The following is a 13,884-nucleotide window of genomic DNA, read 5'->3' on the forward strand; positions in this document are numbered from 1 at the left end:
CTGATTGTAATGGGGACATTTAGAAAACGACCAATTCGCTATCCGCTTTTTGTTCTTTCCATATTTGGAACTGTGACGTTCGTGCTTCTATGTATTTGGAATATCGGGATAGGCATCGGTTATGGTGTAGGTTTTGTTTTACTGATGGCCTACACATGGAAAGTAGAGAAGATAGCTTTTGAGGAAACAGAAAAGCACATTGAATCTATCTCCTTCCGTATGAAAAAAGTAGGGGAAGAGGCACTGCTTGAAATGCCAATAGGGATACTGCTGGTTAATGAGCAGTATGAAATCGAATGGTCTAATCCATATATGCAAGGCATTTTAAATATGGAATCATTAGTTGGAGAAGGTATTGTAAATATATCGGATGACATCTATGTATTAATGAAGACCGAGGAGACTAATGAGGCGACGATTACACTACGTGATCGGAAATATCGTGTTTATTATAAAAAAGAGGAACGACTACTGTATTTCTTTGATATAACTGAACAGATTGCCATTGAAAAGCAATACTATGCAGACCGTACAGTAATCGCTATATTGTTTGTCGATAATTACGATGAAATTACGCAAGCCATGGACGATCAACCACGTAGTTTAACCAACACAATGGTTACTTCAATTGTCAATGAATGGGCTGCAGAGCATGGTGTGTTTGTCAAACGAATATCATCTGATCGCTTCTTAGCAGTATTAAATGAATCCATTTTAACGGAGCTAGAAAAGAAAAAATTTGCTATATTAGATACCATTCGAGAAAAAACAGCTCAAAAGAATTTATCATTAACATTAAGTATTGGGGTAGGAGCTGGTTCATCCTCATTAGTGGAGCTTGGTGAGTTGGCACAATCAAGTCTTGATCTTGTATTAGGACGTGGTGGAGACCAAGTGGCGATAAAGCAACCTACTGGAAAACTTAAATTCTATGGTGGAAAAACAAATCCAGTCGAAAAACGTACACGTGTTAGAGCGCGCGTTATTTCACATGCATTACGCGATTTAATTCAAGACAGTGACCAAGTGTTTGTTATGGGACATAAAAATCCTGACATGGACTCCATTGGTGCTTCTGTAGGTGTACGGAAAATGGCACAAATGAATGATGTAAAGGGCTATGTCATTATCAATTTTGATGAATTAAATGGTAGCGTTACACGATTAATGAATGAAATAGAGAGTAAATCAGATTTCTATGAAAATTTCCTTACACCAGAGGAAGCCGCTGGTAAAATGACTGAGAAATCGTTGCTCGTTATTGTTGATACACATAAGCCGAATTTAGTAATTGATGCACACCTATTGAAATTAGCTGAAAAGGTGGTTGTAATCGACCATCATCGTCGAAGTGAGGACTTTATCGAAAATCCTACACTCGTTTATATGGAGCCATATGCGTCGTCCACAGCAGAGCTAGTGACAGAGTTACTAGAATATCAGCCGAAGCGTGCAAAAATTAATATGCTAGAAGCTACTGCATTACTAGCGGGTATTATCGTTGATACCAAAAGCTTTACACTTCGAACAGGAGCACGTACATTTGAAGCAGCTTCTTACTTACGAACAAATGGTGCCGATACAGTATTGGTCCAACGTCTCTTGAAGGAGGACGTGGACACATATATAGAGCGCTCCAAAATTGTGCAAACAGTTAAGTTCGTAAAACCAGGAGTAGCTGTTGCTGTAGGTGAGGAATCAAAAGTGTATGACTCTGTCTTAATTGCGCAAACAGCAGATATTTTACTAACGATGAAGGATGTTAGTGCATCCTTTGTCATTGCACATCGGGCAGATGGCAAAATTGGTATAAGTGCACGCTCACTTGGTGAGGTCAATGTACAGCTAATTATGGAGAGGCTTGGCGGTGGTGGACATTTAACGAATGCTGCCTGCCAAATAGATGCTAAATCCATCGATGGTGTGAAAAAACATTTAGAAGAGGCCATAAATGAGGTCTTTGAAGGGAGTTCTGACTAATGAAAGTAGTATTTTTAAAAGACGTTAAAGGAAAAGGAAAAAAAGGTGAAATTAAAAACGTAGCTGATGGCTATGCACAAAATTTCCTAATCAAGAATGGCTATGCAGCGGAAGCAAATGCGCAAGCTTTAAGCCAAATAGAGGGGCAAAAGAAATTAGAGGCCAAAAATGCTGCTGCCGAATTAGCTGAAGCACAAGCATTAAAGGAAAAAGTAGAAGCACTAACAGTTGAGCTAAAAGCAAAATCAGGTGATGGTGGCCGCTTATTTGGCTCAGTATCTACAAAGCAAATTGCTGATGCATTACAAAAAGTGCACGGCATTAAAATTGACAAACGTAAAATGACTTTACCTGATGGGATTCGTTCACTTGGCTTTACAAATGTTCCTGTAAAACTACATCATGAAGTATCAGCAACGTTAAAAGTACATGTAACGGAAGAATAAGGAGCGACAATCCATGAGTGAACCGATGATGGACCGCGTTCCACCGCATAACCGGGAGGCGGAGCAATCGGTTATCGGTGCTATCTTCCTTGAGCCACAGGCATTAATAACAGCATCAGAAATTTTATTGGCAGATGATTTTTATTTAAATGCCCATAAGAAAATTTTCGAAACGATGTTGCGCTTGAGTGATCAAGGAAAAGCGATAGATGTTGTAACAGTTACAGAAGAATTATCAGCTAAAAAAGAGATTGAGGACGTTGGCGGGCTTTCTTATTTACTAGAGCTCGCCAATGCTGTCCCTACAGCTGCCAATGTCGCTCATTATGCCAAAATCGTTGAGGAAAAGGCCCTCTTACGACGATTGATTCGAGTGGCAACGAAAATTGTCGAGGACGGCTATACGCGTGAAGACGAAGTAGAGGCATTATTAGGCGAGGCAGAGAAGAAAATGATGGAGGTTGCCAATCGAAAGAATGCAGGTGACTTTAAGCATGTTAAAGATGTGCTAGTGGAAACTTTCGATAATATTGAGCAACTGCAATCACAAAAGGGAGAAGTAACGGGTATCCCGACTGGCTTCCGTGATTTAGATAACATTACTGCAGGCTTTCAACGCAACGATTTAATCATTGTTGCTGCTCGTCCATCTGTAGGGAAAACAGCCTTTGCATTGAATGTCGCGCAAAGTGTTGCTGTACAAGCTCGTGAAAATGTTGCAATCTTTTCTTTAGAGATGGGTGCAGAGCAACTGGTCATGCGTATGCTTTGTGCAGAAGGAAATATAGATGCACAAGTTTTACGTACAGGTGCTTTAACTACAGAAGATTGGGGTAAACTAACTATGGCAATGGGTAGTTTATCGAATTCAGGGATTTTTATTGATGATACTCCAGGTGTACGTATCAATGAAATCCGTGCAAAATGTCGTCGTTTAGCTCAGGAGAATGGACTAGGAATGATCTTAATTGATTATTTACAGTTGATTCAGGGGAGCGGCAAGCCAGGAGAAAACCGTCAGCAAGAGGTATCAGAGATTTCTCGTTCCTTAAAGGGATTAGCCCGTGAATTAAAGGTACCTGTTATTGCGTTATCACAGTTGTCTCGTGGTGTTGAGCAACGACAGGATAAACGGCCAATGATGAGTGACTTACGTGAATCGGGAAGTATTGAGCAAGATGCTGATATTGTTGCGTTTTTATACCGTGATGATTATTACGATAAAGAATCTGAGAATAAAAATATGATCGAAATTATCATTGCGAAACAACGTAATGGTCCAACAGGAACCGTTACATTGGCCTTTAAAAAAGAATTCAATAAATTCATTAATGTGGATTGGTCACAAATGCCACCGCCACCGCCACGTGATTAGTCAAGTTACTCGTCATTCAGATAAGTTGCCTATTAGTAATGAAATATTACCCTTAGAATAAATTAATCTGAATGTTCGATAATATTCATACCATTCTGTTATTAAACACGAACGTTGAATCAGATTTTTTGATTTTATGTTCGTGTTTTTTCGCTATTTTTTATTGACGAGTTGTTTCTATCATTGTTACAATAATTGAGGCTTGAAAATTGAGATACAAAGGTATCTAACGGAGGTGCTGATTATGACATCAGTAGTAGTTGTAGGAACACAGTGGGGAGACGAAGGAAAAGGTAAAATTACAGATTTCCTTTCGCACAAAGCCGATGCCATCGCTCGTTTTGCCGGTGGAGATAATGCAGGACATACCATTAAAATTGATGGTGAAACTTATAAATTACATTTAATTCCATCAGGGATCTTCTATAAAGATAAAACTTCAGTAATTGGTAATGGATTAGTTGTGAATCCAAAATCATTAGTAACAGAGCTTAAAGGTTTACAAGAGCGTGGTATTAATACAGATAATCTACGTATTTCTAATCGTGCACATGTGATTTTGCCTTATCATATTAAACAAGATATTGCGGATGAAGAAAGTCGTGGAGACAATAAAATCGGCACAACTTGTAAAGGTATTGGACCTTGTTATCAAGATAAAGTAGCACGTATTGGGATCCGTATGGCTGACTTACTTGATAAGGAAATCTTTGAGGAAAAACTACGTCATAATTTAGCCATTAAAAATAAGTTATTTGAGAAATTCTATGAAGTTGAAGGCGTAACATTCGAAGAAATTTTCGAGGAATACTATGGTTACGGACAAGAAATTGCTAAGTATGTTACGGACACGTCTAAAATTTTGAACGATGTCCTTGATGAGGGCGGTAAAGTGCTATTCGAAGGTGCACAAGGAATTTTACTTGATGTCGATCAAGGTACGTATCCATATGTAACATCTTCAAATCCTGTTGCTGGGGGAGTAGCAATTGGTGCAGGTGTTGGGCCATCACGCGTAACAAGCGTTATTGGTGTATCTAAGGCCTATACATCTCGAGTAGGAGATGGACCATTCCCAACGGAGTTGTTCGATGAAGTAGGTCAACAAATTCGTGAGGTTGGTCGCGAATATGGTACAACAACAGGTCGTCCACGTCGTGTAGGCTGGTTCGACACAGTCGTTGTACGTCACTCACGCCGTGTAAGTGGCATTACTCATCTTGCTCTTAACTCTATCGATGTTTTATCGGGCTTAGAAACAGTGAAAATTTGTACAGCCTATAACTATAAAGGTGAAACAATCACAGAGTATCCAGCAAATCTTCATATCATTGAACAATGTGAGCCGATTTATGAGGAGCTTCCAGGCTGGTCTGAGGATGTAACAAGCTGCAGAACTTTAGAAGAGCTACCTGAAAATGCACGCCGCTATGTGGAGCGTATCAGCGAACTAACGGGCATTCAAATTGCTACTTTCTCTGTTGGACCTGCACGTGAGCAAACAAACGTGTTAGTGGACGTTTGGGAAGCATAATGAAATAAAATGAAAGGGCGTGCCAAATGCGGCATGCCCTTTTTTAGTGAATATCTTTCTTCTTAAAGCGACCACCTTTTACCTCGGCGATATTACCGATGGCTAGAAAAGCATTGTCATCTATTTCAGCGACGATTGTTTTCAATTTAGATTCTTCTAAACGAGTAATAACGGTAAATATGACTTTCTTGTCATTCCCCGTATAAGCTCCTTCTCCGTGAAGGAAAGTAACGCCACGACCAAGTCGATCCATAATCGTTTGTCCAATTTCATCAATGTCATCACTTATGATATACACAGATTTAGATTCTTCCAATCCTTGAATAACAATATCAATCATTTTATAGGCAATATAGTATGCAATGATGGAGTACATGGCTTGCTCCCAATTAAAAATAAATCCTGCCACCGTAAAAATAATGATATTGAAGAACATGATGATTTCTCCAACTGAAAAAGGTGTTTTGCTATTAGCTAAAATAGCTAATATTTCAGTTCCATCCAATGAACCTCCATAACGAATGACAATACCGACACCAACTCCTAAAATCATTCCTCCAAAAACTGTTGCCAATAATGTGTCTTCCGTAAATGGATGGATATTATGTAAGGCAAGTGTTGAAAATGAAAGTACGGTAATACCTAGACCTGTGGACAATGCAAAGGTTTTACCAATTTGTTTATAGCCTAAAAAAATAAAAGGTAAGTTTAAAATGAAGATGAAAATACCAAGGGGTAATTTTAATAAATGAGATGTGATAATGGAAACACCCACGATACCACCATCCATAATGTGGTTGGGTACTAAAAACAGTTCCAAGCCCAATGCCATTATAATCGCGCCTAGCGAAACCATAATAATTCTTGCAAAAACTTTACGCATGCTATTTTTCTGAGGTCTCAACACTTTTGTTGTGATCTCAGAGGTTTGTGAATCACTCAATTTAATCGCTCCAATCAAATAGTGTACCTTCTATATATATTTTATCGGAATATTAAAAAAGTAAAAAGTATTAAGTCAAAATTCACTTGAAAAAATTTGAGAATAGTATACAGATGATAGTTAAATTAATTTTGAGAACCAATATATGAATAAAATTACAGTATTTATAAACTATATAAAATATATTCTATGTAACAATAAGTAGATAAATAATACATTTACATTACAAAAGAGTGAAATCGTTCAAACGTCATTTTCTTTATGGTACATTATAGGGGTGCAAAAAATCCTTGTGGGTAAATCATCCTACAGTAGGGTAAAGTTGGAAGGGGCTTTATTGATGAATTCGTTTTGGAAGAGAAAAGAAGAAAACAATAGATTCACCTACAATTTTTCTTCTTTTAAAAAGGCTTCAATCGTTGTAGTTTTAATGACAAGCCTAACAATTAACATGGGATTTGCTAAGGAATATAACAAAGAAAACTTAAATAAAATTTACCACGTCTATGTGGGGAATGAATATATTGGTGCAGTATCTGATGAGAAAGCAATTCAAGAAATAATTGCATCAAAAGAGAAAATGGCAAGTCAGCAATTCAAAGGTTTATCCATTGATGCTAGCTCAGCTGTTAAAATAATCCCAGAACAAGTATTTACAAATGAAACAAAAGATGCAGAAACATTATCAAAACTTAAGCAATCTTTAGTGGCCAAATCAGATGCCTTTACATTATTAGTAAATCATAAACCAGTAGTATCACTAAAGAATACGGAAGCTTATGAGAAAACTGTTCAAATGTTAAAGCTACAATATGTTTCTCAGCAAGAATTAGATAACTTATCAAAACGCCAAGCTAGCAATAATCTACCAGAATTAAAAGATGGTGAGGCTAGACTTCTAAATGTTTCCTTTAAACAAGGCGTTTCAGGGTTATCACAAAAAGTGACACCAACTGATATATTATCACCTGAGCAAGCCGTGAAGTTTTTAATGACAGGCTATCTTGAGCAAGAAACATATAAAATTGAATCAGGAGACGTGTTAGGGTCAGTTGCTAAAAAACATAATTTAACAACAAGTGAACTACTAGCTCTAAATCCTGGTATTACTGTAGATACAGTTTTACAAATTGGACAAGAAATAAATGTTACTGTGGCAAAGCCATTTGTAACACTTGAAGTAAAAAAGGAAAAGAAAGTTGCGGAAGTCATTCCGTTTAAAAAAGTAATTGAAGAAGATCCTACAATGTATAAAGGTGAAAAGGTCATCAAGCAAGAAGGTGTTAATGGAAAAAAAGAAACAACTTATGCATTAACATCTGAAAATGGTACACAGACATCAAAAGTTGCCTTAGAGGAAAAAATACTTCAACAACCAGTAGATGAAATTGAAGTAGTTGGTACAAAGGTTATTTCTTCACGTGGAACTGGAGAATTTGCATGGCCAGCAGTCGGGGGTTATATTTCAAGTGGTATGGGTGAACGTTGGGGAGCCTTCCATCGTGGTATCGATATCGCTCGACCAAGTAACTATAATATTTTAGCTGCTGATAATGGTGTAGTTGTTGCTGCTGGCACTTCTGGCACCTATGGTAATCGTATTGTTATTAATCACAATAATGGTTTTACAACACTTTATGGACATTTATCTTCAATTAATGTTGAAGTCGGACAAGTAGTGGAAAAAGGTTCTGTGATTGGTATTATGGGTTCCACTGGAAATTCGACAGGTACACATTTGCACTTTGAAGTTGAAAAGAACGGTTCATTAGAAAATCCGTTATCTTATGTAGGCCGATAAAACATGTTGAATAGAAGGCAGTCCGAATAATGGACTGTCTTTTTCTATTATTTCCCGAGAAATAATTGTTGAATTACATCGCTTTTTGTCACAGTATTAGAGGGATTGAATATCGATTAATGCATAGAATCCGAAAGCATGATAGAGTTAAGAGTAGTGAATTTACAAATACACATTGTTTAAGAATAGATAAGAAGCGAAAGGGAGAGTATGTATGAATAAAACAATTTTAGTTGTTGATGATGAGAAACCAATCGCAGATATTTTGCAATTTAATTTAATAAAAGAAGGCTATAAAGTTATTTGTGCTTATGATGGTGATGAGGCATTAAAGAAAGTAGAGGAAGAGCAACCAGATTTAATGCTTTTAGATATTATGCTGCCAAAGCGTGATGGAATGGAAGTTTGTAGAGAAGTACGTAAAAAATACGATTTTCCGATTATTATGCTAACAGCTAAAGGCTCTGAGATTGATAAAGTATTAGGATTAGAGATGGGTGCAGATGATTATGTTACAAAGCCATTTAGTACAAGAGAGCTGATTGCACGTGTAAAGGCCAATATGCGCCGTTTACAAGTAGTCGCTCCAACAGCAGAAGAGGCTGAGGAAGAGTCGAATGAGATTGTCGTAGGTTCACTTGTTATTCAACCAGATGCTTATTTAGTAATGAAGCGTGATGAAGCAATTGAATTGACACATCGAGAATTTGAGTTACTTCATTATTTAGGGAAACATATTGGACAAGTAATGACACGGGAGCATCTCCTACAAACAGTATGGGGCTATGATTACTTTGGTGATGTACGAACTGTTGATGTAACAATTCGCCGTTTACGTGAAAAAATTGAGGATAATCCTAGTCATCCCGCTTGGATTGTCACACGACGTGGTGTAGGTTATTATTTACGAAATCCTGAACAGGAGTAATAGGAATGCAGAAAGTGAGCTTCTTTAAATCCATTCATGTCAAACTAGTGCTGATTTATATTTTATTAATATTGCTTGCTTTACAAATTATCGGTATCTATTTCGCTCGTGAATTAGAAAGAAATTTGAAGAGCAACTTCCAAGATTCCATTTTTCAGCGAGTTGACTTGATGCAATATAGTCTTCGTGAGGAAATTTTAAAGGAACGCGATGAAAGCATGCCTAAACTAGAGGAGAGCCTAAAGTCAATTGTTATGGAGTTTTCTACTGGTTTAAGGGATGTTTCAAATGGTGATATTTTAGAAATTCGTGTCATTGACAATAGACAAAGAATACTTGCAACATCTGAGCTTGAAAACCAAAATTTAATAGGTCAGCGCTCTAATACTGACCTTGTACGTCGAGCGATATCTGCCGAAACATTGTTTGATATTATTAAGCTGGACAATAAGACGAGAAATCGTGTGTGGGTATTAGCGAATCCCATTCGTGCGGGTGCAGGACCAGACGATGAAATCATTGGTGTACTCTATATTGAAGCCAATATTGAATCAGTTTTTGAACAAATGAATGATATTAATCAGATTTTCCTTGGTGGTACGGCAATGTCCTTGGTCATTACCATCTTCTTAGGTATTCTTGTGGCAAGAACGATTACACAGCCTATTGCTGATATGCGAAAGCAGGCTCAGGCAATGGCGAAGGGGAACTACTCTCGAAAGGTACGTGTATATGGTACAGATGAAATCGGCCAGCTAGCCATCACCTTTAATCATCTAACCAATCGTTTGCAGGAAGCACAATCGACCACAGAAGCTGAACGTCGAAAGCTCGATTCAGTTCTAAGTAATATGACAGATGGTGTAATTGCAACAGATCGTAAGGGACGTATTATTCTCATTAATGACCCTGCATTGGAATTACTGCATATTTCAAGAGATATTACATTAGGGCGTCCTATCGCCTCTGTATTGGGGATTGATCAGGAATATAGTTTTGAAGACTTAATTCATATGAATGATGCCGTGAATTTAAACTTCAGTACAGCGGATGCTCCCTATATACTTCGTGCTAATTTCTCTGTTATTCAAAAAGAAACAGGCTTTATTAATGGTCTGATTACTGTTTTGCACGATATAACAGAGCAAGAAAAGATTGAAATGGATCGTCGGGAATTCGTATCGAATGTATCACATGAGTTAAGAACGCCATTAACAACAATGCGCAGTTATTTAGAGGCACTTGCAGATGGTGCATGGAAAGATGAAAATATTGCTCCTACGTTTTTAAATGTGACACAAACCGAAACAGAGCGTATGATTCGTCTAGTAAATGATTTACTGCAGTTATCAAGAATGGATAGTTCAGATTACGAGTTGAATAAAGATATTGTCTTATTTAATTCATTCTTTAACCGCATTATAGACAGATTTGAAATGTCTAAGTCTGACAAGGTACATTTTAAACGATTATTCCCTGAAACCTCCTTTTATGTAGAAATTGATACGGATAAAATCACACAGGTTATTGATAATATCATTTCCAATGCTATTAAATATTCTCCAGATGGTGGCAATATTCGCTTTGGCTTTACGGGACAGGATGACATGTTGAAAGTCATGATTTCAGATGATGGCATGGGTATTCCTAAAGAAAATGTTGGCCGTATTTTTGATCGCTTCTATCGTGTGGATCGTGCCCGTGCTCGTTCTATGGGAGGAACAGGCTTGGGATTAGCTATTGCGCGGGAAATGATTGAAGCACACGGCGGTAAGATTTGGGCTGAAAGTGAAGAAGGACAGGGTACAACAATTTTCTTCACATTACCATATGATGCAGATGAATTGGGTGAGGCAGGTGAGTGGGAATGAAATATATAGAGCCAGTTAAATCTGTTGTATTATTTCTACTTGTTATGCTGAGTGTGATTTTAACTTTTTTAATTTGGACCTATACACCTGATTATAAATATATTGAAAAAACAGAGGGCGAGGAAATTTTAATTAAGCCGCAAAAGGATATGGAGGATATTATTCGACCATACAAGGCTATTTTCCGATCTGAAGAAGAGTTTACAGGCACAGTTTCTAATGCAGCTATGAAAGACATGATGAAAGTATTTAAAGGCTGGAATGTTTTAGATTTGGTGTCTGTAAACAATAATCTTTCTGCAAACTATGTGAATCAAATTATTGGCGCAGATCATCGAATGACAATATTTTTTACAGGAGAGATTCCTTTTTCAGCTTTTAACACAACCTTTCAGTTCACTGATAAGGAATTACCAGAAACAACGTTCAATCGTATGATTATAGATTGGAGTAATTACAATAGTAAAGAATTGATGTTGTATTACATTAGTGGTAATAACCAATCATTATTCCGCTCACATGTCAGTGTGCCAAACATGAATCAATTTATACAGGAAGTCATAGAGCCTGCCAAAAAATATGAGGTTTTTAAAGAAGTAGAAAGAGAAGGCTATACATCTCTTTATTTGGCGAACAGTAATATTGAATCTGTAAAATATACGTATTTTATTGAGGATATTACGCCAGAACTATTTAAAAATGTATTATTCCCAGATCCAAATATTGTGCAGCGGAATGTGGAAAGTGCATCCTCTGAAAAATATACAGATGGTATGTCGTTAATGACCTTAGAAACAAATCTTAAATCATTAAACTATGTTTATCCTGCTGCAGAAAGTAGTATTAGAGTCGAGCCATCCAAGCTTTTAAAGGATAGCTTTGAATTTATTAATGAGCATGGAGGATTTACGGCAGATTTCCGCTATGCTGCATCCAATACCAATAAAAATCAAATAGACTATCAAATGTATTTGCAAGGTTTCCCTGTCTATAGCAATCATGTTATTACACGAATGACAACGATTTGGGGAGATAGTCGAATTTTCCATTATAAGCGTCCATACTTCTCATTGGATATGGATATATCATTGGAGAAAGAAATCAAAGAATTAGCATCAGGTGCGGAGATCGCAGAGAGATTAAAAAGCGCTAACAGTATTCCTCTGTCTGATATCGACGAAATCGTCTTAGGCTATTATTTAACACAAAATCAAGAACAGAATATATTTATATTTGAACCTTGTTGGTTTGTTATTCGTAATGGTACATGGACTAAACTGACTCCTGAAGTATTAGGAGGTGTTAAAAATGGATTGGAATAGAACAAAATCTATTTTTATATTCGTTTTTTTAATACTGAACATCTTCTTGTATTCACTTTATGTCAATCGCTATAATGAAGCGAAAGATATTGAGGTACCAGGTGAAAGAACAATAGAAGCCCGTTTAAAGGATGATAATATTACGTATGGTACATTACCAAATAATATTGAATCTGCTTCGTATATGACAGCTCAAGTGCATAAATTCACACCAGACGAATTTAGTAATAGTAACCAGCAAGTTAAATTTAAGGATGATAATAATACAAAGGCTCGTGTTATTTTTATGAGGCCTGTTAAATTACGTAATGTAAGTGATGATGCAAGCTTTACAGATTTTGCCCTGGCAAACATCATTGAAGGTGCATCTTATGCTTTATGGAAAGTAGACCGCGAAGAACGAGTCGCGATTTTTTTCCAAAAGACAAACAATCGAATGTTCTATTATAGTGGTTCATTAAAAATAAAATGGAATGCTAATAACGAAGTAACAATGTATGAACAAACAATGATTGATAATATTGAAGAAATGGAACAGCAGGAAACAGTTATTCCACCACTTCAAATAATTCAAACTTTGTATGCAAAGGGACCGCTCAAGCCAGATTCTCGCATTACACAAATGAAACTAGGTTACTCAACGCTTGTTAAATTGACACGAACTCAGGTATTGGTGCCAACATGGGAAGTTCAAGTGAAATTATCTGATGGAACAAAAGAGGAGTACTTTGTGAATGCAGTAGAAGGTAAAGTCATCGAAATCCAGGAGGACAAGCAAGAGAGCGAAGAAGAAGACTGGGGAGTTGAATAATGCGATTTAGTGTTTTAGCAAGTGGCAGTACAGGGAATTCGATTTATGTAGAGAATGACGATCATGCTTTTATCGTTGATGCGGGTCTTAGTGGGAAAAAGATGGAGCAGTTATTTACAAAAATCGACCGTAATATGAAGCAGCTCAGTGGTATCTTTGTTACACATGAGCATAGTGATCATATTAAAGGAATTGGTGTACTATCACGGAAATATAATGTACCAATTTATGCAAATGCCAAAACGTGGCAGGCAATGGATGGGCTTATTGGGGACATTCCAGTAGAGCAACGTTTTGAATTTGAAATGGATACAGTGAAGCATTTTGGTTCTTTAGCTGTTGAATCCTTTGCTGTTTCACACGATGCAGCAGATCCAATGTTCTATACTTTTCATGAAAATGATCGCAAGCTTGTTATTATTACAGATACAGGCTATGTCAGTGATCGTATGAAAGGAATTATTCGAGGCGCTGATTCTTTTGTCTTTGAAAGTAATCATGATGTCAATATGCTACAAATGGGACGCTATCCTTGGTCTATTAAACGTCGTATTTTAAGTGATGTAGGACATGTGTCTAATGAGGATGCAGCAATTGCAATGAGTGAGGTTGTATTTGATAAGACGACCAATATTTATCTTTCACATTTAAGTAAAGATAATAATATGAAAGAGCTAGCACGTATGAGTGTCGCACAAACCTTACAATCTTGTGGCATCCTTGTTGGTGAGCATGTTCATCTATTTGATACGGATGCAGAAGAACCAACAAAATTGGTGACGGTTTAATCATAGGCTATTTAGATAAAATTTGAAGCTGTTCAACGCATAAAAAAATGCATTGAGCAGCTTTTTTTATGCCTATTTTATTTGT

The 13,884-nt window shown here is 36.9% G+C and carries 11 protein-coding genes; 10 read left to right on the forward strand and 1 reads right to left on the reverse strand.

The genetic code is table 11. The annotated features are described in order from the left end of the window. Positions 1-9: 9 nt before the first annotated feature. The 4 genes from QH639_RS16610 to QH639_RS16625 all read left to right on the forward strand — a co-directional run bounded on the left by QH639_RS16610 (position 10) and on the right by QH639_RS16625 (position 5,335). Positions 10-1,980 carry a DHH family phosphoesterase gene (locus QH639_RS16610; protein ID WP_004233367.1) on the forward strand — a complete coding sequence of 657 codons (1,971 nt, stop codon included), beginning with the start codon at positions 10-12 and terminating at the stop codon, positions 1,978-1,980. Further along, the gene (gene rplI, locus QH639_RS16615) at positions 1,980-2,426 is read left to right on the forward strand and encodes a 50S ribosomal protein L9 (RefSeq protein WP_004233368.1); all 447 of its coding nucleotides are present in this window, start codon (positions 1,980-1,982) and stop codon (positions 2,424-2,426) included. Before QH639_RS16610 ends, rplI begins: the two co-directional genes overlap by 1 nt. Before the next feature lie 13 nt (positions 2,427-2,439). Beyond that, on the forward strand, positions 2,440-3,801 hold the full coding sequence (dnaB, locus tag QH639_RS16620; protein ID WP_004233370.1) for a replicative DNA helicase: 1,362 nt from the start codon (positions 2,440-2,442) through the stop codon (positions 3,799-3,801). A gap of 244 nt (positions 3,802-4,045) precedes the next feature. Beyond that, complete coding sequence (locus QH639_RS16625; protein WP_004233375.1) at positions 4,046-5,335, forward strand: adenylosuccinate synthase; 1,290 nt, start codon at positions 4,046-4,048, stop codon at positions 5,333-5,335. Positions 5,336-5,378: 43 nt separating this feature from the next. Here QH639_RS16625 and QH639_RS16630 read toward each other — a convergent pair whose 3' ends face one another. Then, positions 5,379-6,218, reverse strand: coding sequence for a YitT family protein (locus tag QH639_RS16630; RefSeq protein WP_227744975.1), 840 nt, complete (start codon positions 6,216-6,218; stop codon positions 5,379-5,381). A gap of 400 nt (positions 6,219-6,618) precedes the next feature. Between QH639_RS16630 and QH639_RS16635 the strand changes: the two genes are divergently transcribed. The 6 genes from QH639_RS16635 (at position 6,619) to QH639_RS16660 (ending at position 13,799) form a co-directional block, all read left to right on the forward strand. Further along, positions 6,619-8,079: a peptidoglycan DD-metalloendopeptidase family protein gene (locus tag QH639_RS16635; RefSeq protein WP_131521730.1), complete on the forward strand. Its 1,461-nt coding sequence runs from the start codon at positions 6,619-6,621 to the stop codon at positions 8,077-8,079. Positions 8,080-8,293: 214 nt separating this feature from the next. Beyond that, entirely contained in the window at positions 8,294-9,007 is a 714-nt protein-coding gene (gene yycF / locus QH639_RS16640; protein WP_131521731.1) for a response regulator YycF, read from the forward strand. A gap of 5 nt (positions 9,008-9,012) precedes the next feature. After that, positions 9,013-10,878, forward strand: a complete 1,866-nt coding sequence (walK, locus tag QH639_RS16645; protein WP_281114832.1) for a cell wall metabolism sensor histidine kinase WalK — start codon at positions 9,013-9,015, stop codon at positions 10,876-10,878. Continuing rightward, a complete protein-coding gene (locus QH639_RS16650; RefSeq protein WP_131521733.1) occupies positions 10,875-12,200 on the forward strand; it encodes a YycH family regulatory protein in 1,326 nt (441 codons plus the stop codon). The genes walK and QH639_RS16650 overlap by 4 nt, the downstream gene beginning before the upstream one ends. Beyond that, on the forward strand, positions 12,187-13,011 hold the full coding sequence (locus QH639_RS16655; RefSeq protein WP_004233387.1) for a two-component system regulatory protein YycI: 825 nt from the start codon (positions 12,187-12,189) through the stop codon (positions 13,009-13,011). The genes QH639_RS16650 and QH639_RS16655 overlap by 14 nt, the downstream gene beginning before the upstream one ends. Beyond that, entirely contained in the window at positions 13,011-13,799 is a 789-nt protein-coding gene (locus QH639_RS16660; RefSeq protein ID WP_131521734.1) for an MBL fold metallo-hydrolase, read from the forward strand. The genes QH639_RS16655 and QH639_RS16660 overlap by 1 nt, the downstream gene beginning before the upstream one ends. Positions 13,800-13,884: the final 85 nt, after the last annotated feature.

It is taken from the genome of Lysinibacillus sp. 1 U-2021, from assembly GCF_029916965.1.
GTDB lineage: Bacteria > Bacillota > Bacilli > Bacillales_A > Planococcaceae > Lysinibacillus > Lysinibacillus capsici.

Excerpts from the sequence above, each read along its gene's own strand:
- QH639_RS16635 (WP_131521730.1), top strand. The coding sequence starts at position 6,619 with ATGAATTCGTTTTGGAAGAGAAAAGAAGAAAACAATAGATTCACCTAC.
- QH639_RS16630 (WP_227744975.1), bottom strand. The coding sequence starts at position 6,218 with ATGCGTAAAGTTTTTGCAAGAATTATTATGGTTTCGCTAGGCGCGATT.
- yycF (WP_131521731.1), top strand. The coding sequence starts at position 8,294 with ATGAATAAAACAATTTTAGTTGTTGATGATGAGAAACCAATCGCAGAT.
- dnaB (WP_004233370.1), top strand. The coding sequence starts at position 2,440 with ATGAGTGAACCGATGATGGACCGCGTTCCACCGCATAACCGGGAGGCG.
- QH639_RS16625 (WP_004233375.1), top strand. The coding sequence starts at position 4,046 with ATGACATCAGTAGTAGTTGTAGGAACACAGTGGGGAGACGAAGGAAAA.
- QH639_RS16650 (WP_131521733.1), top strand. The coding sequence starts at position 10,875 with ATGAAATATATAGAGCCAGTTAAATCTGTTGTATTATTTCTACTTGTT.
- QH639_RS16610 (WP_004233367.1), top strand. The coding sequence starts at position 10 with ATGGGGACATTTAGAAAACGACCAATTCGCTATCCGCTTTTTGTTCTT.
- QH639_RS16655 (WP_004233387.1), top strand. The coding sequence starts at position 12,187 with ATGGATTGGAATAGAACAAAATCTATTTTTATATTCGTTTTTTTAATA.
- walK (WP_281114832.1), top strand. The coding sequence starts at position 9,013 with ATGCAGAAAGTGAGCTTCTTTAAATCCATTCATGTCAAACTAGTGCTG.
- QH639_RS16660 (WP_131521734.1), top strand. The coding sequence starts at position 13,011 with ATGCGATTTAGTGTTTTAGCAAGTGGCAGTACAGGGAATTCGATTTAT.
- rplI (WP_004233368.1), top strand. The coding sequence starts at position 1,980 with ATGAAAGTAGTATTTTTAAAAGACGTTAAAGGAAAAGGAAAAAAAGGT.